At 61.2% G+C, this 20,566-nt stretch carries 20 protein-coding genes; 5 read left to right on the forward strand and 15 right to left on the reverse strand.

Translation table 11 applies throughout. The annotated features are described in order from the left end of the window. Positions 1-6 precede the first annotated feature (6 nt). The 11 genes from murD to AC2YB9_RS11340 all read right to left on the reverse strand — a co-directional run bounded on the left by murD (position 7) and on the right by AC2YB9_RS11340 (position 10,653). Positions 7-1,449, reverse strand: a complete 1,443-nt coding sequence (gene murD, locus AC2YB9_RS11290; RefSeq protein WP_487265446.1) for a UDP-N-acetylmuramoyl-L-alanine--D-glutamate ligase — start codon at positions 1,447-1,449, stop codon at positions 7-9. Then, positions 1,446-2,510, reverse strand: a complete 1,065-nt coding sequence (gene mraY / locus AC2YB9_RS11295; RefSeq protein ID WP_487265447.1) for a phospho-N-acetylmuramoyl-pentapeptide-transferase — start codon at positions 2,508-2,510, stop codon at positions 1,446-1,448. The genes murD and mraY overlap by 4 nt, the downstream gene beginning before the upstream one ends. Positions 2,511-2,574: 64 nt before the next feature. Next, the gene (locus AC2YB9_RS11300) at positions 2,575-3,942 is read right to left on the reverse strand and encodes a UDP-N-acetylmuramoyl-tripeptide--D-alanyl-D-alanine ligase (RefSeq protein ID WP_487265448.1); all 1,368 of its coding nucleotides are present in this window, start codon (positions 3,940-3,942) and stop codon (positions 2,575-2,577) included. Then, on the reverse strand, positions 3,939-5,438 hold the full coding sequence (locus AC2YB9_RS11305; protein ID WP_487268603.1) for a UDP-N-acetylmuramoyl-L-alanyl-D-glutamate--2,6-diaminopimelate ligase: 1,500 nt from the start codon (positions 5,436-5,438) through the stop codon (positions 3,939-3,941). Before AC2YB9_RS11305 ends, AC2YB9_RS11300 begins: the two co-directional genes overlap by 4 nt. 28 nt (positions 5,439-5,466) lie before the next feature. Next, a complete protein-coding gene (locus tag AC2YB9_RS11310) occupies positions 5,467-7,218 on the reverse strand; it encodes a peptidoglycan D,D-transpeptidase FtsI family protein (protein WP_487265449.1) in 1,752 nt (583 codons plus the stop codon). Continuing rightward, positions 7,215-7,631: a cell division protein FtsL gene (gene ftsL, locus AC2YB9_RS11315; protein ID WP_487265450.1), complete on the reverse strand. Its 417-nt coding sequence runs from the start codon at positions 7,629-7,631 to the stop codon at positions 7,215-7,217. The genes AC2YB9_RS11310 and ftsL overlap by 4 nt, the downstream gene beginning before the upstream one ends. Beyond that, a complete protein-coding gene (gene rsmH, locus AC2YB9_RS11320; protein ID WP_487265451.1) occupies positions 7,628-8,575 on the reverse strand; it encodes a 16S rRNA (cytosine(1402)-N(4))-methyltransferase RsmH in 948 nt (315 codons plus the stop codon). Before rsmH ends, ftsL begins: the two co-directional genes overlap by 4 nt. Continuing rightward, positions 8,572-8,697, reverse strand: a complete 126-nt coding sequence (locus tag AC2YB9_RS11325) for a hypothetical protein (protein WP_487265452.1) — start codon at positions 8,695-8,697, stop codon at positions 8,572-8,574. The genes rsmH and AC2YB9_RS11325 overlap by 4 nt, the downstream gene beginning before the upstream one ends. Before the next feature lie 117 nt (positions 8,698-8,814). Beyond that, positions 8,815-9,264 (reverse strand): division/cell wall cluster transcriptional repressor MraZ, encoded by a 450-nt coding sequence (mraZ, locus tag AC2YB9_RS11330; protein WP_487265453.1) that lies wholly within the window; start codon positions 9,262-9,264, stop codon positions 8,815-8,817. A gap of 236 nt (positions 9,265-9,500) precedes the next feature. Then, positions 9,501-9,890 carry a DUF3040 domain-containing protein gene (locus AC2YB9_RS11335; protein WP_487265454.1) on the reverse strand — a complete coding sequence of 130 codons (390 nt, stop codon included), beginning with the start codon at positions 9,888-9,890 and terminating at the stop codon, positions 9,501-9,503. Then, on the reverse strand, positions 9,877-10,653 hold the full coding sequence (locus tag AC2YB9_RS11340; RefSeq protein ID WP_487265455.1) for a methyltransferase: 777 nt from the start codon (positions 10,651-10,653) through the stop codon (positions 9,877-9,879). The genes AC2YB9_RS11335 and AC2YB9_RS11340 overlap by 14 nt, the downstream gene beginning before the upstream one ends. A 122-nt stretch (positions 10,654-10,775) precedes the next feature. Between AC2YB9_RS11340 and AC2YB9_RS11345 the strand changes: the two genes are divergently transcribed. Next, a complete protein-coding gene (locus AC2YB9_RS11345) occupies positions 10,776-12,035 on the forward strand; it encodes a phytoene desaturase family protein (RefSeq protein ID WP_487265456.1) in 1,260 nt (419 codons plus the stop codon). Positions 12,036-12,102: 67 nt separating this feature from the next. Here the strand turns inward: AC2YB9_RS11345 and metF are convergent, their stop codons facing one another. Next, positions 12,103-12,996: a methylenetetrahydrofolate reductase [NAD(P)H] gene (gene metF / locus AC2YB9_RS11350; RefSeq protein ID WP_487265457.1), complete on the reverse strand. Its 894-nt coding sequence runs from the start codon at positions 12,994-12,996 to the stop codon at positions 12,103-12,105. 23 nt (positions 12,997-13,019) lie between these two features. Between metF and AC2YB9_RS11355 the strand changes: the two genes are divergently transcribed. Further along, positions 13,020-14,081, forward strand: coding sequence for a polyprenyl synthetase family protein (locus AC2YB9_RS11355; protein ID WP_487265458.1), 1,062 nt, complete (start codon positions 13,020-13,022; stop codon positions 14,079-14,081). 9 nt (positions 14,082-14,090) lie between these two features. Here the strand turns inward: AC2YB9_RS11355 and AC2YB9_RS11360 are convergent, their stop codons facing one another. Further along, positions 14,091-14,438, reverse strand: coding sequence for an Rv2175c family DNA-binding protein (locus AC2YB9_RS11360; RefSeq protein WP_487265459.1), 348 nt, complete (start codon positions 14,436-14,438; stop codon positions 14,091-14,093). A gap of 121 nt (positions 14,439-14,559) precedes the next feature. Between AC2YB9_RS11360 and pknB the strand changes: the two genes are divergently transcribed. From pknB to AC2YB9_RS11375, 3 genes are read left to right on the forward strand one after another with little or no spacing between them, the layout of a single operon-like run. Beyond that, positions 14,560-16,569 (forward strand): Stk1 family PASTA domain-containing Ser/Thr kinase, encoded by a 2,010-nt coding sequence (gene pknB / locus AC2YB9_RS11365; protein ID WP_487268604.1) that lies wholly within the window; start codon positions 14,560-14,562, stop codon positions 16,567-16,569. After that, positions 16,570-17,433, forward strand: a complete 864-nt coding sequence (locus AC2YB9_RS11370) for a DMT family transporter (RefSeq protein ID WP_487265460.1) — start codon at positions 16,570-16,572, stop codon at positions 17,431-17,433. It begins immediately after the preceding gene. Between the two features lie 5 nt (positions 17,434-17,438). Continuing rightward, complete coding sequence (locus AC2YB9_RS11375; protein WP_487265461.1) at positions 17,439-17,966, forward strand: carboxymuconolactone decarboxylase family protein; 528 nt, start codon at positions 17,439-17,441, stop codon at positions 17,964-17,966. A gap of 108 nt (positions 17,967-18,074) precedes the next feature. On the opposite strand, the gene AC2YB9_RS11380 is transcribed toward AC2YB9_RS11375, so the two are convergent. After that, complete coding sequence (locus AC2YB9_RS11380; protein WP_487265462.1) at positions 18,075-19,412, reverse strand: class II 3-deoxy-7-phosphoheptulonate synthase; 1,338 nt, start codon at positions 19,410-19,412, stop codon at positions 18,075-18,077. 124 nt (positions 19,413-19,536) lie between these two features. Continuing rightward, entirely contained in the window at positions 19,537-20,562 is a 1,026-nt protein-coding gene (locus AC2YB9_RS11385; protein WP_487265463.1) for a 6-phosphofructokinase, read from the reverse strand. Positions 20,563-20,566: the final 4 nt, after the last annotated feature.

A 20,566-nucleotide genomic window follows, 5' to 3' on the forward strand; every position in this document is an offset into this window, starting at 1 on the left:
TGTGATTCAGCCTTTGCGTCGATTAACCGCCTCGGTAAAGGCATCGCCGCGTGCTGCGTAGTTTTTGAACTGATCCATCGACGCACATCCCGGAGCCAGCAACACCGTGTCTCCTCGCTGAGCCAACTGTGCTGCCGCCGCCACAACGCGGTCCATAAGGTCATCATCGCCGTTTTCGACCTCGACGACGCGCACATCAGCCGCGTGTCGCTGCAATGCGTCCGCGATCACCGCCCGATCCTGGCCAATCAGGACGACACCACGCAATTTCGTGCGCGCCGATTGGACCAGATCATCGAAGCTGGCACCCTTCGCCAAACCGCCAGCAATCCATACAACCGAGTCGAAGCTTCGGATCGAGGCCCGGGCAGCATGGGGGTTGGTTGCCTTGGAGTCGTTGACATAGTCGACTCCGTCGATCACGGCCACCTCCGCAATGCGGTGCGCATCGGGGCGAAAGCTGCGCAGGCCCGCCCGAACCGCCCGAGCGGAGACCCCGTGGGCCCGGGCGAGAGTTGCCGCAGCAAGCGCATTTGCGATGTTGTGCGGCGCCTGCGAATGAAGGTCTTTGATCGAACAAAGCTCAGCTGCATTGGCGGCGCGGCCTTCAATGAACGCGCGGTCGGCGATCACGTCATCGACGAGGCCGATCATGCTGGGGCCCGGAATCCCCAGTGTAAAACCAATCGCTCGACATCCCTCTACAACATCGGCGTCGAGAACAAGTTGTTCAGTTGCGTGATCCTCGACGTTGTAGACGCAGGCAAGCTGGGCATGCTCATAGATCTTGCCTTTGGCCGCTGTGTAGGCATCGAATGAGCCGTGCCAATCAAGATGATCGGGGGCAATGTTCAACACTGCACTCGCCTGCGCGGAGACCGAAGAACTCCAATGCAGTTGGAAACTCGACAATTCGACGGCGAGCACATCGAAGCCATCGGGATTCATGACCGCCTCAAGGATCGGTATGCCGACATTGCCAACCGCAATCGAGCGAAGCCCCTCGGCACGCAGGATCGCGTCGAGCATCTGAACTGTTGTCGTCTTGCCATTGGTTCCGGTGACAGCAAGCCACGGGATCGGGTTGTCGCCGCGCAAACGCCAGGCGAGTTCGACCTCACCCCATACCGGAACGTCGCGGCCTGCGGCCTCGACAAGCAACGGCGACGTCGGTCGCCAGCCCGGCGAAGTCACGACCACATCGGCATCGGCGGGTAATTCAGCGGTTGCGCCCGCGCCTAATCGCACGTCCGCGCCGAGGATCTCCATCAACGTCGCTTTGTCCCGCAAGCCAGCGTTGTCACCCGTGTCGAGGACCGTCACCCGCGCGCCAAGATGCTGGAGCGAATCGGCAGCAGCGAACCCGCTCACGCCAAAGCCGGTGACAACGGCGTGGATTCCCTCCCAGGATGAGTCCCGACCCAATGAGCCGAGGTCGGGACCGGTCATACGCCCGTGACCCACTCCCAATAGAAGATGCCAAGCGCAGAGGCGACGCACAGTCCGCTAATGATCCAGAAGCGGACCACGATCGTGATCTCCTCCCAGCCCAATAATTCGAAATGGTGTTGTAACGGTGCCATTCGGAACACGCGTTTGCCGCCGGAGATCTTGAAATAGCCGACCTGAATGATGACCGACATGGTGATTGCAACAAATAATCCGCCGAGTACAACCAGAAGCAACTCGGTGCGCGTCATCAACGCGAAGCCAGCCATTGCGCCACCGAGTGACAGCGATCCGGTGTCGCCCATGAAGATCTTCGCTGGCGACGCATTCCACCACAGGAAGCCGAAACAAGCACCGGTCAGCGCCGACGCGACAACAGCAAGGTCCAGGGGATCACGAACCTCGTAACACTTCGGGCCAGGGCTGGTGAAGCAGTTCTGATTGCTCTGCCAGATGTTGATCAGAACAAATGCGCCAAACACCATTGCCGAGGCGCCAGTGGCCAAGCCATCAAGGCCATCGGTCAGATTGACCCCGTTGCTGGTGCCGGCGATCATCAGGAGGACCCAGACGACGATGACGGCGGTCGGCAACGTCCAGCCGGGGATGTCTCGAGTGAAAGAGATCCCGCGCGTTATCGGGGTGCGGCCGGTTTCGTCGTCCCACATCAGAGCAAGGATCGCGAAGGTCAGCGCGACGACGACCTGGCCGATAAGTTTGGCTTTGCTGCGTAGACCCAGATTGCGTTGCTTCGAGATTTTGATGTAGTCATCGAGGAAACCAATCCCAGCCAAACCAACAAATAAACCAAGGATCAGGATCGCCGAGGCTGAGGGCCAATAGCCGGTCGCGGCTTTGGCGATGAGGTAGCCGAAGACAACCGAGAACATGATGACGAGACCGCCCATGGTCGGCGTGCCGCGTTTGGTGTGGTGCGACGTCGGCCCGTCATCGCGGATCAACTGGCCATAATTTTTGGCGATTAGGACCTTGATGGCAAACCGCGTGCCGATCAGGGTGCCGAAAAGGGAGAAAGCGCCGGCAATGAGGATCGCCTTCATGGACTCGTTGTCCCCTTCCTCATGATGGCGGTGAACCGAATGCGGTTCTGCCCGAAGTATGCCGTCATAGCAGCGCCAACGCCTCGGCGACGCGCTCAAGTCGTGCGCCCCTCGATGCTTTCACAAGCACGACATCCTGAGCGCCAATTCGAGCCGTGAGAAACTTCACGGCCGCAGCAACATCGGCCACCTGGATCGCAAGACCCCCTGCACCGTCGGCAATTTTGGCAGCTCCCGGACCCACCACGACCACGTGATCGACACCCAGATCGGCAGCCAATCTACCGATTTGTTGATGCGAATCGGGACTCGCTGAGCCGAGTTCAAGCATTTCGCCGAGCACTGCGTAAGTTTGTCCGTTTCCACCCATCGCAACTAACGTTCGCAGCGCGGCCGACATCGACTCCGGGTTTGCGTTGTAGGCGTCGTTGATGATCGTCACGCCATCGGCCCGAACCATTTTGGCCATTCGCATCGGCGAAACTGTGGTTGCGGTACTCAAGGCCGCGGCAATCGCCTCGAGCCGAAGCCCCGCCGCAATACCAACCGCGGCGGCCGCAGCCGCATTGACAGCATGGTGGGCGCCTAGCTGCGGGATATGGACCGGCACTTCGACGTGTTCAGCCCGCGCTTCAGGATGGTAGGACAGGGTAAAGTGTGGCTCGCCACCGACATCGAGGCTGAGATCGAAGAATTCGAGCTCGCCTTCCGCTCCGAACGCCAGAACCCGCGCATTCGTCCGAGCCGCCATTCTCATGACGCGCGGGTCATCCGCGTTGAGCACGGCAGTGCCGTCCGTGCCGATCGCTTCAATGAGCTCACCTTTGGCGATCGCAATATTCTCGACCGAGCCGAACTCGCCGATATGTGCGGTGCCGACGTTGAGGACAACACCGATGTCGGGTCGTGCAATCGCGCAGAGCGTACGAATGTGTCCGATACCGCGTGCCCCCATCTCTAGGACAAGGAATCGAGTGTCGGCGTTGACGCTGAGCACCGTCAATGGCACACCCAGTTCATTGTTGAGTGATCCGACGGTTGCAACCGTGGGCGCCGCATCTGACAAGACGTGCGCAATGAGGTCCTTCGCGCTGGTTTTGCCCTGCGACCCGGTGATGGCAATGACGGTCATGTCGTCACGACGTCGCAACATCTCATGTGCAATCAGGCCAAGCGCTGCAGTGGAATCGCCGACCACAACGCACGGCGCATCAACCCGGTGGCTGCACAGGACTGCGGCTGCACCGCCAGCAATTGCCGCCGCTACAAAGTCGTGCCCGTCAACGTGCTCGCCGTCAATCGCCACGAACAGATCACCCGACTGGGCACTGCGCGAGTCGATCACCGCAACCCCGGGCACTCTTGCCGATGGATCGCCGTACGACACACCACCGGTGATCGCGGCGATCTCCGCCAGCGTCAACTCAATCATGCCTCGCCGCCGTCGGCGCCGATCAGATCGATTAGCACCGCACGATCGTCAAAAGGATGAATCACGCCGTCGATCTCTTGGCCACGCTCATGTCCTTTGCCAGCGATCACGACCGTGTCGCCGGTGCGGGCGATCGAGACTGCTTTGGCGATGGCGGCGCGCCGGCCAGCAATTTCGATAATGTTCGCGGCGCCGCCGGCAGCGCCTTCAAGCACCGCAGCACGAATTGCGGCCGGGTTTTCGGTCCGCGGATTGTCGTCGGTCAGGATGAAGATATCGGCCTCGGCTGCGGCGGCCGCGCCCATGAGTGGCCGTTTGCCGTGGTCACGGTCGCCGCCAGCCCCAAGCACCATGATCAAGCTCCCAGCCGTGACCGGGCGCAACGCTTTCAGCACGGCCGTCACGGCATCGGGTTTGTGCGCATAGTCGATCACCGCGGTGAATGGCTGGCCGACGTCGACCCGTTCCATCCGCCCGGGGACACCGGCACTTGTGGCGATTCCAGCTGCTAGGTCTGCTGGCTCGAAGCCGGCTTTAGCCAATGCCGCGATCACGGCCAGAGCATTCGAGACGTTGAACACGCCAGCCAGCGGCACCGAGAGCTCAAATTGTTCGCCATGGGGGCCCAGTACTTCGAGGTCTGTGCCGAGTCGGTGCGGTCGAATGTTGATCGCCCGCCAATCGGCGGCTCGGCCCTCAGTTGAGAACGTCGTCACCGCCAGCGTTGTCTGCTCGACCAACCGACGGCCGTGAGCATCATCGACGTTGATAACCCCGTGCTGTGCGTGCTCGGGTGTGAATAACGACGCCTTCGCCTGAAAGTAGTCCTCAAGATCTTTGTGAAAATCAAGGTGGTCTCGACCCAAATTAAGGAATACCGCAACATCGAAGACGAAGCCATCAACCCTGCCCTGCACCATCGCATGGCTGGAGACTTCCATCGCGCACACGTCGATACGCTCTTCTCGCATCACGGCGAACAAGGCCTGTAGTTGCGGTGCTTCGGGCGTCGTCAACGCCGACTCCGCTGGAACGCCATTGATAATGGTGCCGATTGTGCCGATCAGCGCGGTACGAGCACCGGCCAACGCGGCAGCAGCGAGATACGTGGTCGTGGTCTTGCCCTGGGTGCCGGTGATGCCGATTGTCGTGAACGAGCTGCTCGGATCGGCGTAGATAAAATTGCTGAGTTCAGCGAGCACCGCTCGTGGCGACTCGGCGACCAGCACCGGCACACCACTGACCCGCTGCGCCCCGGCTCGATCAGTAAGCACCGCGACCGCGCCGGCCGCGATTGCTCGATCGGCATAATCCGCGCCATGGGCCCGTGCGCCAGGCAGCGCAGCATAGAGATCACCCGGCTCGATACTGGCGGTGTTGAGCGCAATACCGGTTATGACGGGCAACTCCGCATTGTCAGCGGGCACGGCCAAACCCAGATGGGCAGCGATGTCACCGAGCCCGATGCTCGGCGTCGTGCGCGGCCGTACTCGCATCAATTCGGACACCCCTTGAGCCTACTCATCACCAGTTCTGGGCAACCTTGGGACTCGGTGAACCGGTTGGTTCGACGCCGAAGCGCTCGAGCGCCATCGACATGATGTCGTGGAAGACCGGGCCGGCCGTCGAGCCACCACCGGCGTTCGCGAACGGCCTATCAAGCACGATGTAGGTCAAGAACCGCGGGTTGTCCGCGGGTGCAAAGCCCATGAACGACACCGTATTCTGCCCCCGCACGTAACGACCAGTGAGTGGATTGACGCGCCAGGCGGTACCGGTCTTGCCGGCGACACGGTAGCCCTTGATCGCGGCAGCTGGAGCGGTTCCGTCAGGCGCCGTAACCGCTTCCATCATGCGGGTCACCGCGGCGGCGGCTTTGGGTGAAATGACACGGTGCCCGGTATCAGCGGGAGCATCGACTTGCTTGCCGTTCTTGTTGCCGACACTCGTGACCACTGTGGGTTTGACCATCATGCCGCCGTTGGCAATCGCGCCGACCGCACGCGCCATCTGCAGTGCATTGACTGAGATGCCCTGACCGAACGCAATCGTCGCATGATTGGCCTTCGTCCATGATGACGCAGCGGCGAGGATGCCGGCTGACTCACCGGGCAGCTTGATTCCGGTCTTCTGCCCGAAGCCGAAGCGAACCAGATAATCATGCATCACCTGATCGCTCATCTGCCGTGAGGCGACAATCGTGCCGAGGTTGGAAGACTTGGCGATGACGCCCGCGGCGGTGAGGTGGAGTGTGCCGTGCTGCCAGTAATCGCCGATTGGAAAACCATCCACCTGGATCTTGGAGGGAACGACAATTTTGGAGTCCGGACCGATCTTGCCTTGGTCTGCGAGCGCCGAAAACGTTACCGCCTTCTGTACCGAGCCCGGTTCAAACACGGTCTGTAGGAAGCGCGAGACTGTGTTGGCAGCGGTCATGCCAGTCCTGGTATCGGGGTTGAAGGTCGGCGCCTGTGAGACCGCAATCAGCTGCCCCGTCCGCACATCCATCGTGACAGCGAGCCCCCAGTCAGCGCTCGAAGCTTTGACCGCGTCAACGAGACGTTGGTCGGAGTACCACTGGAGGTCTCGGTCGATCGTGGTCGTGACGTTCCGCCCCGGCTGCATCGGGGTGACTGTGCTGTCGGCCATGGGTATGCGCTGGCTGGTGCCGGGCACAACTTCATATGTGCTCGAACCATCTTTGCCGGTCAGAACCTTGTTGTATTCCTGTTCAAGGCCGGCGACACCTTTGCCCGCACCGTTGAGGTAGCCGAGGACATTAGCCGCGAGACTGCCACCCGGATAGGTGCGGATCGCTTCTTTCTGGCTGAATACGCCGGTGAAGTTGGCTTTGGCAATCTGCGCGAGTGCCTTGTTGGCAGTCCATTGCGGCACCTGACGCGCCACCACAACATAACGCGATTTCGGGGTACGCAATTTCGCAACCGCGTCGAAGTAGTCGATCTCATCGCCCAACATTTCGACGAGTATGCGCGCTATTGCGGTCGCATTCGCTGCGGTCATACTCGGGTCGGCAGTAAGCGTCGTCCCATCGGTTGTGCTGGCTAGCGCCACCCCATTGCGGTCGAGAATTTTCCCGCGCGGCGCCGGCACGGTGACTTTGGCTGTCCCTGCGTTGACGGCCATCGCGGCATAGGCCTGCGAGTCAATGCCTTGGATCTGGAACAACCGAATACCGAAGACCGAGAAGACCAGAAAAACGAAGACGAGACAGACCCGTAGCCGGTTGCGGGTGAGTCGCTGACGCTTAGTCATCGGTCGACCCGCTTCACATTTGTATCTGGAAGAGCTGGATCGGCCTTACCGATAACAGAGCCGTCATTGAGTCGAAGGAACACTGGATTGGCGTTCGGAACCATGCCATAACCGATTGCTGCGGCGGCAAGACCGGCAGGACTCTTGATCGCATCAAGATCATGGGTCAATGCTTCCTGTTTGGCTTGCAACTCGGTCGCTTGTCGGTCCAATTTGTCAAGCGTGAAGGCCTGACTTTGGAGGACCGTGCTGATGAAGATCAGTCCAACGAGCCCCAACGAAATGATCAAGATGACGACAACCACAAATGGCGTGCGACTGGTCGTTGCGCTGGCTGGCGCCACTAGCCTGAGGCGTTTGGGGGCAACTGGTTGTTGAACCCGTCGGGTGCGCGGATTGGCCAGGGCGCTCATGCGGCGATCCTTTCGATCGCTCGCAACCGGACCGACCGGGCCCGCGGGTTCGCAGCAATTTCGCCGTCGCTGGCCTGCTCGGCACCCCTCGTCACGAGAGTGAACTGCGGCATCATGTTCGCCGGTACAACTGGCAGGCCGCGCGGCGCGGTGTTCGTAGTGACTTTGGTGAAGGCCCGCTTGGTCAATCGGTCCTCGAGCGAGTGATAGGCCAGTACGACGACCCGTCCACCGATTTCGAGGGTATCCAGCGAAGCTGGCAACGCGCGCTCGACGGCACCGAGTTCATCGTTGACCTCAATTCGCAAGGCCTGAAATGTTCGTTTGGCCGGATTGCCACCCGTGCGACGAGCCGCGGCCGGGATCGAGTTGCGGATCAGATCCACCAGTCGGGCACTCGTCGTGAACGGTTCATTGGCCCGTTCAGCGATGACATTTTCGGCAATCCGCTTGGCAAACTTCTCCTCACCGTAGATCCGCAGGAGCCGAGTCAGAGCACGCACGTCATAGGTGTTGAGCACTGTCGCGGCAGTGAGTTCGTCCTCGGGGTTCATCCGCATGTCCAGCGGCGCATCGTGGGCGTAGGCGAACCCGCGATCGGCGACATCGAGCTGCATCGAGGACACGCCCAGGTCAAACAGCACTCCCCCAACAGCCTTGAATCCCGCATCCCGCACGACGTCGCCGATGCGGTCGTACACCGCTGGAGCATAGGTGACGCGGTCACCGAAGCGCGCCAGTCGCATACGTGCCTTGTCGAGCGCAATCGGATCACGGTCGATGCCGATGAGGTGCGTCTCGGGAAATGTCGTCAGAAAGGCCTCGGCGTGTCCGCCGAGGCCAAGGGTTGCATCCACAACGACCGATCCGGGCTTGCTGAGCGACGGGGTGAGCAGTTCGAGGACTCGTCGCAGGAGCACCGGGATATGCGTCGGCTCAGTCATAACGCCCACTGGATCAGGAGTGCAAAGATCGCGGTGGCGACGATTGAGGCAGCAAAAGAAAAACCCATGAGAACCAATGAATCGGCGACATCGTTGCGTACCCGCCTGACGTTTTCGTGCATCGGTTCCTCCTGTTCTCATCTGGCCCGGTCCGGTCGTGATGCCAGATCTCCGACCGGGTGGTTCTGACACCGGGGAAGTGATGTCAGTGCCAAACGGTCGGATATCTCGCACAGCGACTAGAAGATTCCGGGCATCACTTCTTCGGACATATCGGCGAATGGTCCTGCTTGTGCGGTAGCGAAGTCGTCCCAACGCTGTGCGTCCCAGATCTCGATGCGATCCATCGCACCGACGACGACACATTCCTTGTCGAGACTCGCCCAGCTGCGCAATACCTGCGGGATTGAGATGCGGCCTTGCTTGTCTGGCGTCTCGTCCGAGGCGCCGGAGAACAACATGCGCAGGAAGTTGCGCGCCTCCTTGTTGCTAAACGGCGTGTCACGAACCCGGTCGGTGAACGCATTGAAGCTTTCGGGCGTCCAGCCGAAGATGCAGTTGTCCGGACCACGGGTGAGCACAACGCCACGGTCGAGGCGGGTTCGGAATTTGGCTGGCAGGAACAGCCGACCTTTGTCGTCAAGACGCGGGGTGAACGTACCGAAGAAGTTGGTCGCTTCTGGACTCACTTCGATTCACCTCCGCCGTTCCCCATGCGCCTACCCTCGCGCTCCATTTTGCGCCACTCTACCCCACTAATCACCACAGTCAACGCAAAACCTAGTGTTTTTGAGGAAAAATATGGACGCATCTTGGCGCCGATATGCACTCGAAGAAGCCTGCTTTTGCAACAAAAAAACCGCCCCCGAAGGGGCGGTTCACGAAATGTGGAGGAGGGTGGAGGGGTTTTTCCCTCCCGGCTGGCTTATCGCCAGTCGTCACCCTCTTGGCGGCGGTTCCAGCGCTCTTCCATGCGGTCGACAAACGAACCGGAGGGCTTCGGTGGAGCATTGTGGGGCTTGCTCTGCTCCTCGACTGCGCCACCGATGCCGTGCCGATAGGCATTGGCGAAAATGTAGGCCGAAGCCAGCATCACGATGAACCCGACGACCCCAATGGCGACCAATGGGATCATTGCACCTGCCAACAGCAAGCCGATGCCACCGACAAACCCAAAGCCAGCCAGAACGGCAAGTTTTCGATTGCGCGCGAACATCTTCGAGCCACGAAGAGTGGAGGCAAAATCTGGATCTTCAGCGGCAAGGGATTGCTCAAGCTGATGGAGCAGCCGAGCCTCTTCTTCAGAGAGCGGCACTTCTTCCTCCTCGATCGGCGGGGTCTACCGACCATTCTAGGCGTGCGATCGATTGTAGACCAGCGGAGAGGGCAGCGAACTCCGGCGACTTCTTCACGCGGCACTCCAATGCATATAACCGGTCGCGTGCACCGGGCTCGGAATCGACCAAAGTGCTGGGCACAAGATCGGCGAACACTCGCAGTGCGCTGGTGTCGACGACGGTCAGATGATGCTCAGCCAGCAGATCGTGGATTTCGACGAGAGTGAAACGGCGTGGCCCGTCGACCCGCAGATCCCAGGTCGCCGCAGATGCTTCGAACAGCGCCTCTGCCTTGACGAAGTCGCCGGCAAGCGCACGGGCAAACACTGCGGCATGACGACTTGCGACAACCGTGCTCACGTGCCCGCCGGGCCGCAGGACTTGCGCAACCACATCCAGCGCCTGACTGGGATCGTCGACATACTCAAGGACACCGTGACAAATGACAAGATCGAAGCGCTCCGGCCCAACGTGCTCAAGCAAGTCGGTCGTATCACCAAGAATCCCGATGACGCCTTCGGCAACACCTTCGTCGAGTGAGCGGCGATCCAGTGCGGCCAATGCGTCCGGGCTGGGATCGACGACCGTGAGCCGATGGCCTTCACGGGCCAGTCGCACCGCGTCACCCCCGGTGCCGCCACCCAAGTCGAGGATCTCAAGCGATGCATTTGCGCCGCCGGCGAGAGTCACCGCATCCAACACGGATTGCCGCATCACCTCGGTGCGTACGGGACCCATCATGCGCATAACTCTGCCACATGGCCACAGCTGTGCAGTCAACGGTTTGGAACCGCTTCGGACTCATACGTTCACTGCGACACCGGGTTTGCCGCTCAGGCTCGGCCACCCCGTAGTCTTCGGCCATGGTAAACGTGGTTGTCGTCGGTGCCGGATTTGCTGGCCTGTCCGCGGCGGCCCGTATCGCGAAGCTCCGCCATCGGGTCACACTCATCGAGCAGAAGGCCGTGCTCGGCGGCGAATTGCGCGGGACCGAGCGGGATGGTGTTACGTGGCAGGCGCACCGGGAGACCGTCACCCTGCCGGGCGTATTCCGCGATCTGTTTCGCAAATCGGGACGGCAGCTCGAACGCAGCATTGAATTCGAACAGATCGCCGGCCGACGTCACATCTTCAAGGACAAACTCGTCTTGGACCTGCCGATGGGAAACCGCGGCGATCAGCACAACGCATTGATGGCCGCCTTCGATAGCGACAAGTGGTCACCGTGGGTCGACAGTTTCGCTCCCGTCTGGGACAGCCTTCGCCGCGTCGCATTGGACCGCACCTTCGACGGCCGCAAAGACTTCACCAAAGCACAATGGAAATCCCTGCGGGCGCGTCGGAGTCTTGCCGGCGTTGCAAAACGAGATTTGGATGAGTACTACCTGCGCAAGCTTGTCCTCGACCCGGCCAGGCTCGACGGTGACGAACGGATCCTCACACCCGGATTCGTCGCAGTCAGCCACTACGTCGAAAGGAATTTCGGGCTTTGGCGCTTTCCGGGCGGACGGCCAGCTCTTGCCGACGCGCTCACGAAACGGCTCGAAGAACGCACAGTAGATGTTGTGACCGGGACCACCGCGCTCGACATCGCCTTTTCCGAAGGGCAGGCCAGCGGTGTCATGACTTCAAGCGGCGATATTCGCGCCGACATCGTTATCTGGTGTGCGCCGAACGCTCCCTCATCCCTACCCGCGCCAACCGGCCTGCGACGCATGCCGCTGTCGCGGACATTTCTCGCCCTCGACGAGTCCGGGCTCGACCTCAGTGATGAGATTCTGGTCCACTCAAACCCGCCGATCCGCTTGTGGCGGAGCGCCCCAGGGCAGTGGACCGTCGAGCATGGCTCGGGCGAGGATCCGATCATGGCAATCGCGCGACTCGGATTGGATCTACGCGCGGCGATCACGGCGCGCTGGACTCGGTCCCCCGTCGACTTGGTCCGCCAATGCCATTGGGGTTGGCAGTGGCAGACCTGGACGTCAGCGCTGACCGTACCCGGTGTTGCTCCGAGCAACGGTGTCCATTTCGCCGGCGCCCACGCCCACGCAGGCGGCTCCCTCGAGCTGATCGGTATGGCGACCGCCGCCATCGCCGAATCAATCGGCCCCCAGGCCCGTTAACCCCGAGATTTGTGCACTTTCGGCCCGTTCCACTCAAACGGAACGGGCCACATCGCACACATCGTGCTTATAGGTCGTGATTTTCCTTGAGCTTGTTGAAAATCTCCCGTGTCGCCTTCGAGCGGTTGAGCGTAATGAAATGCAGCCCCGGCGCTCCCGCGACGAGCAGATCGTGGCATAACTGGGTTGCCAGTTCGATGCCTTTGGCCCGCACCGCATCGTTGTCCGATTTAATCGGTTCGATCTGTTCCAGAACTTCCGGCGGAAGCGCTGCGCCGGACAACTCGGCCATCCGCGACACCTGCGCGAAGTTGAGGATCGGCATGATGCCCGGAATGATCGGTAGGTCTGAGCCAAGCGCACGAACACGGTCAACGAGTGACACATAATCCGATGCTCGGAAGAACAACTGCGTGATCGCATACGATGCGCCGGCTTCTGCCTTCGCCACGAGCACGCGCGCGCAAGCGTCGAGGTCATCGGCATCGGGATGCCCCTCGGGGAACGCTGCGACGCCGATACAGAAGTCACCAAGCTGATGGGCAAGCTCGACGAGTTCAACCGCGTGATCCATCCCGTCCGGGTGACTCTCCCAGTCCGCGCGTGGTCCCCCCTTCGGATCGCCACGCAACACCAAAACATCCGCGACGCCAGCGGCCGCATATTGTTTGAGGACAGACTCCACCTCGCCCTTGCTCTGGCCCACGAGAGTCAAATGTCCGACCGGTCGGATCGATGTCGATTCGGCGATCCGCGCCGTGATGCGAACCGTACGATCCTGGCTGGTGCCGCCCGCGCCATACGTCACCGAAACGAAGGTCGGTTGAAGGGGTTCGAGTTCAGCAATTGTCTGCCAGAGGAGCTCTTCGCCGGCATCGTCCTTGGGCGGAAAGAACTCGAATGAGAACGCCGGGGTGGGTGCCCGAAGCACGTCGAGCAGAGACCAATCGGCTGGGTTCATATACCAACGGTATCGTCGAATGTGTGACTACACCGCATGGTGCATCCGCATTTCGGACACATATCGATACGCAACTGTCCGCATTCGTCGAAGCACAACGTCCTCACCTCGCCGAATTGGGGCCCGAACTCGCTCCATTCATCGACGCTGCCACCGACTTCGTTGCCGGCGGCAAACGTTTGCGCCCGGAGTTCTGCCACGCTGGCTGGTGCGCGGCCGGTGGCGATCCCACCGATCCGGGCATTTTCGCCGCCGCCGCTGCTTTTGAGTGGCTGCAGGGCAGCGCGCTCGTCCACGATGACCTGATGGACGAGTCCGACACTCGTCGCGGCAATCCCAGCATTCACCGGCACTTCGAGCGCCGCCACCTCGACTCGGGTGGAATCGGCAATGCCGCACAGTTCGGCCGTTCGGTGGCGGTCTTGCTCGGCGATCTCATGCTGTCGTGGGCAGATGAGTCACTCCGCGCTGCTGCGGTTCAGTCCCCCATCGTCGCAGCGAATCTCGCAAGCGGGTTCGCATTCTTCGACCGCTGCAAGACCGAAGTCGTCGCGGGCCAATATCTCGACGTCGCGGGCCAGACCCATACTGAATTCTCCGCCGCTGAAGCAATGCGAGTAGTACGGTTCAAATCTGCCAAATACACCGTTGAGCGCCCGCTCCACGTCGGGGCGGCGCTCGCCGGCGCCGACGCCGACCTCATCACCGCATTGAGCGATTTTGGGCTGCCGTTAGGCGAAGCATTCCAGCTGCGCGACGACATGCTGGGGGTCTTCGGCGACCCTGACATCACCGGTAAGCCGGCCGGAGACGACCTCCGCGAAGGCAAACGGACGGTCCTGATCGCTCGCACCGCCGAACGCACCGATGCGACCGGCCTTCGGCTGCTCGAACAGGGGCTCGGCAACGATCAGCACATTGCTGAACTCCGCGAACTGATCACATCAACCGGAGCCGCAGATGCCGTGGAACAGCAGATTGCGGATCTGGAGAATCAGGCCGAGTCGGCACTCACCTACTTTGACGCCGATGTGCAAGGCCAGCTGCGGACGCTGTTGGTCAAAGCAACTCGTCGTACGTATTGAGCGTCGCGATCAGAACGCGAGTGCCTGGGCCCGGCGCCGAATCTCCCGACCACGATTTTCACGCAGGGCGTCAATGGGGCGGCCCGGCAGGGACTCCTCCGGTGTGAACAGCCAGATTGCCGCTTCGAGATCATCGAATCCGACGTCAGACAGCAACGTCAACGTATTGCCCAATTTTTTGACGATTTTGCCATCGGCAATGCAGTCGGCCGGTATCTGCTGGTCGTTGCCATGGGTGACACCGATCAGTTCGCGCTCACGAATCCACTGCCGCACTTTGTTCGGCGACACCTGAAGTTGGTCGGCCGCTTCACGCACCGATAGCCAGGTTGAGACGAGTTCCTTGAGTTCTTCCACCGAATAAGCGTGACACGCACCGAGGGGGAGCCACTACTGCGGGGCATCGTTCTCTAGACTTACGATCGGGGATTGGCCCAATTCGGGCCCTGTCGACTGAGGGAGGGCACACGTGGCAGCGATGGGCGATGAAGCCCTCATCGGGCGTGTCCTCGACGATCGCTATGTCATTGGCGAACGGATTGCCCGTGGCGGTATGGCCAGCGTATTTATGGCCACTGACACTCGGCTTGATCGTGTTGTGGCCGTCAAAGTCATGCACAGCGGCATGGGCGATGACCGTCAGTTCACCGAGCGCTTCGTCCGCGAAGCCCGGTCCGCCGCCAAACTCAATCACAGCAATGTCGTGGCAGTCTTCGACCAAGGCTCCGACGGCGAAGTCACCTACCTCGTTATGGAGTACGTCCCCGGCAACACCCTGCGCGATGTCATGCGCGAGGAATGCCCGATGCCGCCACGGCGCGCGCTGACGCTGCTCGAACAGATCTTGATTGCACTGTCTGCGGCGCATTCGGCTCGCATCATTCACCGTGACGTCAAACCCGAGAATGTGCTCATCACGCCGACCGGCGAGATCAAAGTCGCCGACTTCGGCCTAGCTCGTGCCGTCAGCGCAGCCACCACGGCAACCGGTGGGACCCTCATCGGCACGGTCTCCTATCTCGCTCCCGAAATCGTCCTTAACGCCGGCGCAGATGCCCGCTCAGATGTCTATGCCTGCGGCGCGCTCCTGTACGAGATGCTCACCGGCCTCAAACCACACGCTGGCGAGACCCCGATCCAGGTGGCTTACAAACATGTCCACGAGGACATCCATCCACCCTCCGAATCGATCGAAGGCATCCCGCCCTATCTAGACGCGCTGGTCGCCCGCACGACGGCCCGCGACCGGGACCAGCGCTCGGCCGATGCGCACGTCATGCTCCAGCAGGTGCGTCAAGTCCTGCGTGCCATCGATGCGGGTTTGGCCGACGATCCAGACCTGACCGACGACCTGCTTCCCCGGCCCAGGTCCGCTACGACGAACGCCAGCACATCGGCGAACGAAAACACCGATCCGATCCCATCAATCAATGTGCTCCCGACCTCGGGCTTGGCCGAGGAACCGACCCAGTCGTTTGGCGGGCTCACCGCCGGCGCACCAGAGGCAACGCTGCATTGGCGCGCACAGTCCACCCCGGCCGCAGCCCGGCCGGGTATGCACCCGCAGATGACATCCGAGCAGTATCAACAGGTCAAGACCGATCATGCGCCAGCCAAACGTGGCAAGGTTCTTCTGATCGCCGCGATCGTGCTCGCAGTTCTTGTTGCTCTGCTGGGTTGGTATTTCGGTATCGGCCGTTATGTCAGCACCCCACCGCTTACCGGGATGGCCGAAAGCGTTGCCAAGGCGGAGGCGCAAAGCCAAGGCTTCAAATTCGAGGTCAAGGAGAACAAATTCTCCGAGACGGCGCCACTGGGAACGGTCATGTCAACGTCCCCTGCGCCGGGCGCCAAAATTTTGCCCAAAAGCACGATCAAAGCGGTCATCTCTAAGGGCAAAGAACGTTATGGAGTGCCCAAGCTAAAGGGCAGGACGATTGACGAGGCAACGACGATCCTCGACGATGCGCATCTGACATTAGGCACGCGCAGCGAGAAATTCGACGAAAAGATCAACGCCGGCAACATTGTCGGCACGAAACTCAACACCGACACCCAGGTCAAACGCAACACCGCCATCGACGTCTATGTCAGCAAGGGTCGCAAACCGATCGATGTCAAGAACTATCAGGGCGAGAAGAAAGACGATGCGGTCGCGGCGCTCGAAGGTGCCGGCTTCAGGGTCGAGGTCAACACCAAGTTCAGCAATGATGTCAAAAAGGGCATCGTCATCAGTCAGGATCCCAACGGCGGCACCAAATTCAAGAACGACACGATCGCGTTGACGGTCTCGAACGGACCCGCTCTGATTGCCGTGCCTGATGTCGTGGACAAGCGCGCCAATGAGGCCGAAAAAATCCTGACCGAAGCCGGTTTTAAGGTGAAGTGGTCCCCCACAAAATTTGGCAACGCCAAAGTACAGTCCCAAAATCCCAACGGCAAAGCTGCCAAGGGCTCCACGATCACGCTGAGCCAACTCGGCTTCTAGGTGAAGTCACGACTGGCCGCCCTAGCATTACTCGCGGTGACTGCACTCTGGGGTTCAACCTTCATTCTGATCAAGGATCTGAATGAACGCCTCCCGGTCCCAGACTTCCTCGGCGTCCGGTTCACGATTGCAGCGCTGACATTATTTCTGATCGCACCACGCGCCATCGGCCGCATGGATCCCCGGCTCCGCCGCCAAAGTGCATACGCTGGGCTGATCTATACGGCCGCGCAGCTGCTCCAGACATTTGGTCTCAGCCATACTGCGGCTAGCGTCTCAGGATTCGTGACCGGCATGTACGTGGTCTTGACGCCGCTCCTCGCCGCCGCGCTCCTGCGTCAACGGATTCCCCCAGTCGTCTGGATCGCGGTCGCGCTCTCGACCGCGGGTCTGGCGATTCTGTCGCTGCACGGCTTCCACATCGGCTTCGGCGAGAGCATCACGTTCGCGAGCGCCATCTTGTATGCGTTGCACATCGTTGCTCTATCCCGGTGGGCAACAACTGGCGACGCGATCGGTATGGCAACAATCCAGACCGCGATGATCGGTGGCGTATGCCTGCTGATCGCAGCGCCCGGCGGAATCGAGCTCGCGCAGAATCCGCGCGATTGGTTGGCCGTCTTATATATGGCTATCGGTGCCGGCGCAGTCGCGATGCTCGCCCAAACCTGGGCTCAGGCACACATCAGCGCAGCGCGCGCGGCCTTGCTGATGACGATGGAGCCGGTTTTTGCGGCCGGCTTCGCAGTCGCGTTCGGCGGCGAATCTCTTGGTCCGCGGGTCCTCGTGGGTGGATTGTTCATCCTGACCGCGATGATCATTGCGGAGAGCTCAGAAACCCGCGCCGGGGCCTCGCTAGAGTGATGACTATGTCGACTCCCCGCATCAAACCCGGCACGCTCAAGGACCTGGGCATTGTCAACAAATCGTTCAGCGTCCTGGCCGGCAAAGTTGTCGGCGGCAAAGAGCTCAATATCTTCACGACGCTGGGCCGGCAGCGCGGGCTGTTTCGGGCTTGGCTCTGGTACAGCTCGAAGATGATGCCAGGTGGCAAACTGCCCCGGCGTCAGACCGAGCTCGTCATCCTGCGCATCGCCACCAACCGTGAATGCGACTACGAGTACGCGCACCATGCCCGGATCGGCCGGAGGGTGGGCGTGACCAAAGACGAACTGGCCAACATACGCGATGCCTCGTGGTCCGGCTGGCCGGCTCGTGAACGCGCGATCTTCGCTGCGGTCGATGAACTGGGGTCCAGCCGGGACATCACCGATGCAACGTGGACTGAGTTGGCCAGGCATCTGAACGAGCCTGAGTTGATCGAGCTACTGCTGCTCAGCGGCCAGTACGAATCCTTGGCCACAACATTGATGACCCTGCGCGTACAACCCGACTAGCCGCGCCGAGCATGGCGCCCCCGCGCCGCCCCGAGATTTGGCCGATGTATGCCCATTTCCCGCGACTCTCGGAGAATATTTGGGAGATTTTCGGCCAAATCTTGGAGACTAGGACGTCTTGGCGAGCATCTCCGCGACTAGAAACGCCAATTCGAGCGACTGCGCGCGGTTGAGGCGTGGATCGCACAGTGTCTCGTAGCGGTGCGAGAGATCGGCCGCCGAGAGCGCGCTGCCGCCACCGACACATTCAGTCACGTCATCGCCGGTCAACTCGACATGTATGCCGCCGGGCCACGTGCCCAGCGTGCGATGCACCTCGAAGAAGCCCCGGACCTCATCGATGACATCGTCGAACTCACGTGACTTGTAACCATTCGCAGTTTCGAAGGTGTTGCCGTGCATCGGATCGCAAATCCACGCGACCTCGATGCCAGCAGCGGTGACTTTCTCCACCAGGTTCGGCAGCAGATCGCGGATTTTGTCCGCGCCAAAGCGAGTGATGAACGTGACCTTGCCCGGGATTCGATCGGGATTGAGCTTCTCATAGAGCGCAATCGCTTCATCAGGAGTCGTCGTCGGGCCGAGCTTGACGCCGATTGGGTTGGCGATCCTGCTCAGTAACTCAACGTGGGCGCCACCCAGTTGACGGGTGCGCTCGCCGATCCAGACGAAATGGCCCGAGACGTCATACGGCTGCTCGGTCCGCTGGTCGATCCGGGTCATCGCATGTTCGTACTCAAGGATGAGCGCCTCGTGCGAGGAGTGGAAGTCGACCGTACGAAACTCGTCGGGATCAACGCCACATGCCTCCATGAACGCGAGCGCGCGATCGATCTCGGCGCCGACGCGTTCGTAGCGTTCGCCGACCGGGCTGGTGCGGACGAAGTTGGTGTTCCATGAATGCATCTGGCGTAGGTCCGCATAGCCGCCGGTGACAAAGGCACGGGTGAGGTTGAGCGTGGCCGCTGACGCGTTGTAAACGTCGACGAGCCGCTGCGGATCGTGGGCTCGAGACTCGGCTTCGAAGGCAAAGCCGTTGACCGCGTCACCACGGTAGGCCGGCAATGTCACGTCACCGCGAGTTTCGGTGTCCTTGGAGCGCGGCTTGGCGTACTGACCGGCGATACGCCCGATCTTGACCACGGGAACCCTCGCTGCGTAGGTCAGCACGACTGCCATCGAGAGCAGAACCCGGAGCTTGTTGCGGACGTTATCGGCGGTTACACCGTCAAATGTCTCGGCGCAGTCACCGCCCTGCAGCACAAAGGCCTCGCCGCGCGCGACCGCGGCGAGTTTGTCCCGGAGATGATCACATTCACCGGCAAAAACGAGCGGCGGCATCTTGCGAAGTTGGGCAATAGCCGCATCGCGTGCAGCCGTGTCAAGGTACGTCGGCTGCTGGGCCGCGCCGATCGCATGGAGTTCTTCGAGGGTGGGGATGCTCACGGGTTCAAGGATACGGCGCGCGCCTCGTCCCTCGGCACCCGGCGCCTCGTGCCTCGCCGCCGCCGGGCCGCGCCCAAGCGCCCAGTCTCGCTCCGCTCGACCGATGGTTGCGGCTAACGTCAACTCAGCCAAACAGGACTTCAGCCTCTTCGTAGAGTTCGGGGGTCACGACCTTGAGCTTCGCGGTGCCCTCGGCCAGCGGGACACGCTTGATCTCGGTGCCGCGCAGCGCCATCATCATGCCGAAGTCCCCGTCGTGGACCGCCTGGATCGCGTGCAGACCGAACCGCGTCGCGAGCCAACGGTCGAATGCCGATGGCGTCCCACCGCGCTGGATGTGACCAAGCACGACCGCTCGCGCTTCCTTGCCGGTACGAGTCTCAATTTCACGGGCCAACCGCTCGCCGATCCCACCGAGCCGCACATGACCGAACGAGTCCTTCGCACTGTCAACCAGCGTCATTCCGCCGGCTGCGGGAACAGCGCCCTCGGACACCACGATGATCGGCGCGTAATGCGTCGCGAACCGGCTTTCTACCTGCGCGCAGACCTTGTCGATGTCGAATGGCCGCTCAGGGATCAAGATGATGTTGGCGCCACCGGCAAGGCCGCTGTGCAGCGCAATCCAGCCAGCATGCCGACCCATCACCTCAACGACCAGCACCCGTTGATGCGATTCGGCCGTCGTATGCAGCCGGTCGATCGCCTCCACTGCTATGTTGACCGCAGTGTCGAAGCCGAAGGTGAAATCGGTGCCTGACAAATCATTGTCGATCGTCTTGGGCACGCCCACCACGTTGACGCCGAGCTCAGCGAGTTTCGTGGCGACGCCCAGCGTGTCCTCGCCGCCGATCGCGATCAGCGCGTCACAATCGTTCGCGGCAAGATTCCTCTTAATTTGCTCGACCGCGCCCTCGATGGCAAAGGGATTGGTGCGTGATGAGCCGAGAATCGTGCCGCCGCGGGGCAGGATCCCGCGCACCGCATCCACATCGAGCGGGCGGGTCAAATTTTCCAGCGGACCGCGCCAGCCGTCGCGAAAACCAACGAATTCAGCGTCGAATTCCTTGACCCCTTTTCGCACGATGCCACGAATCACCGCATTGAGTCCGGGGCAGTCTCCGCCACCGGTGAGCACGCCAACGCGCATATTC

It is taken from the genome of Aeromicrobium changchenzhani (genome assembly GCF_057586615.1).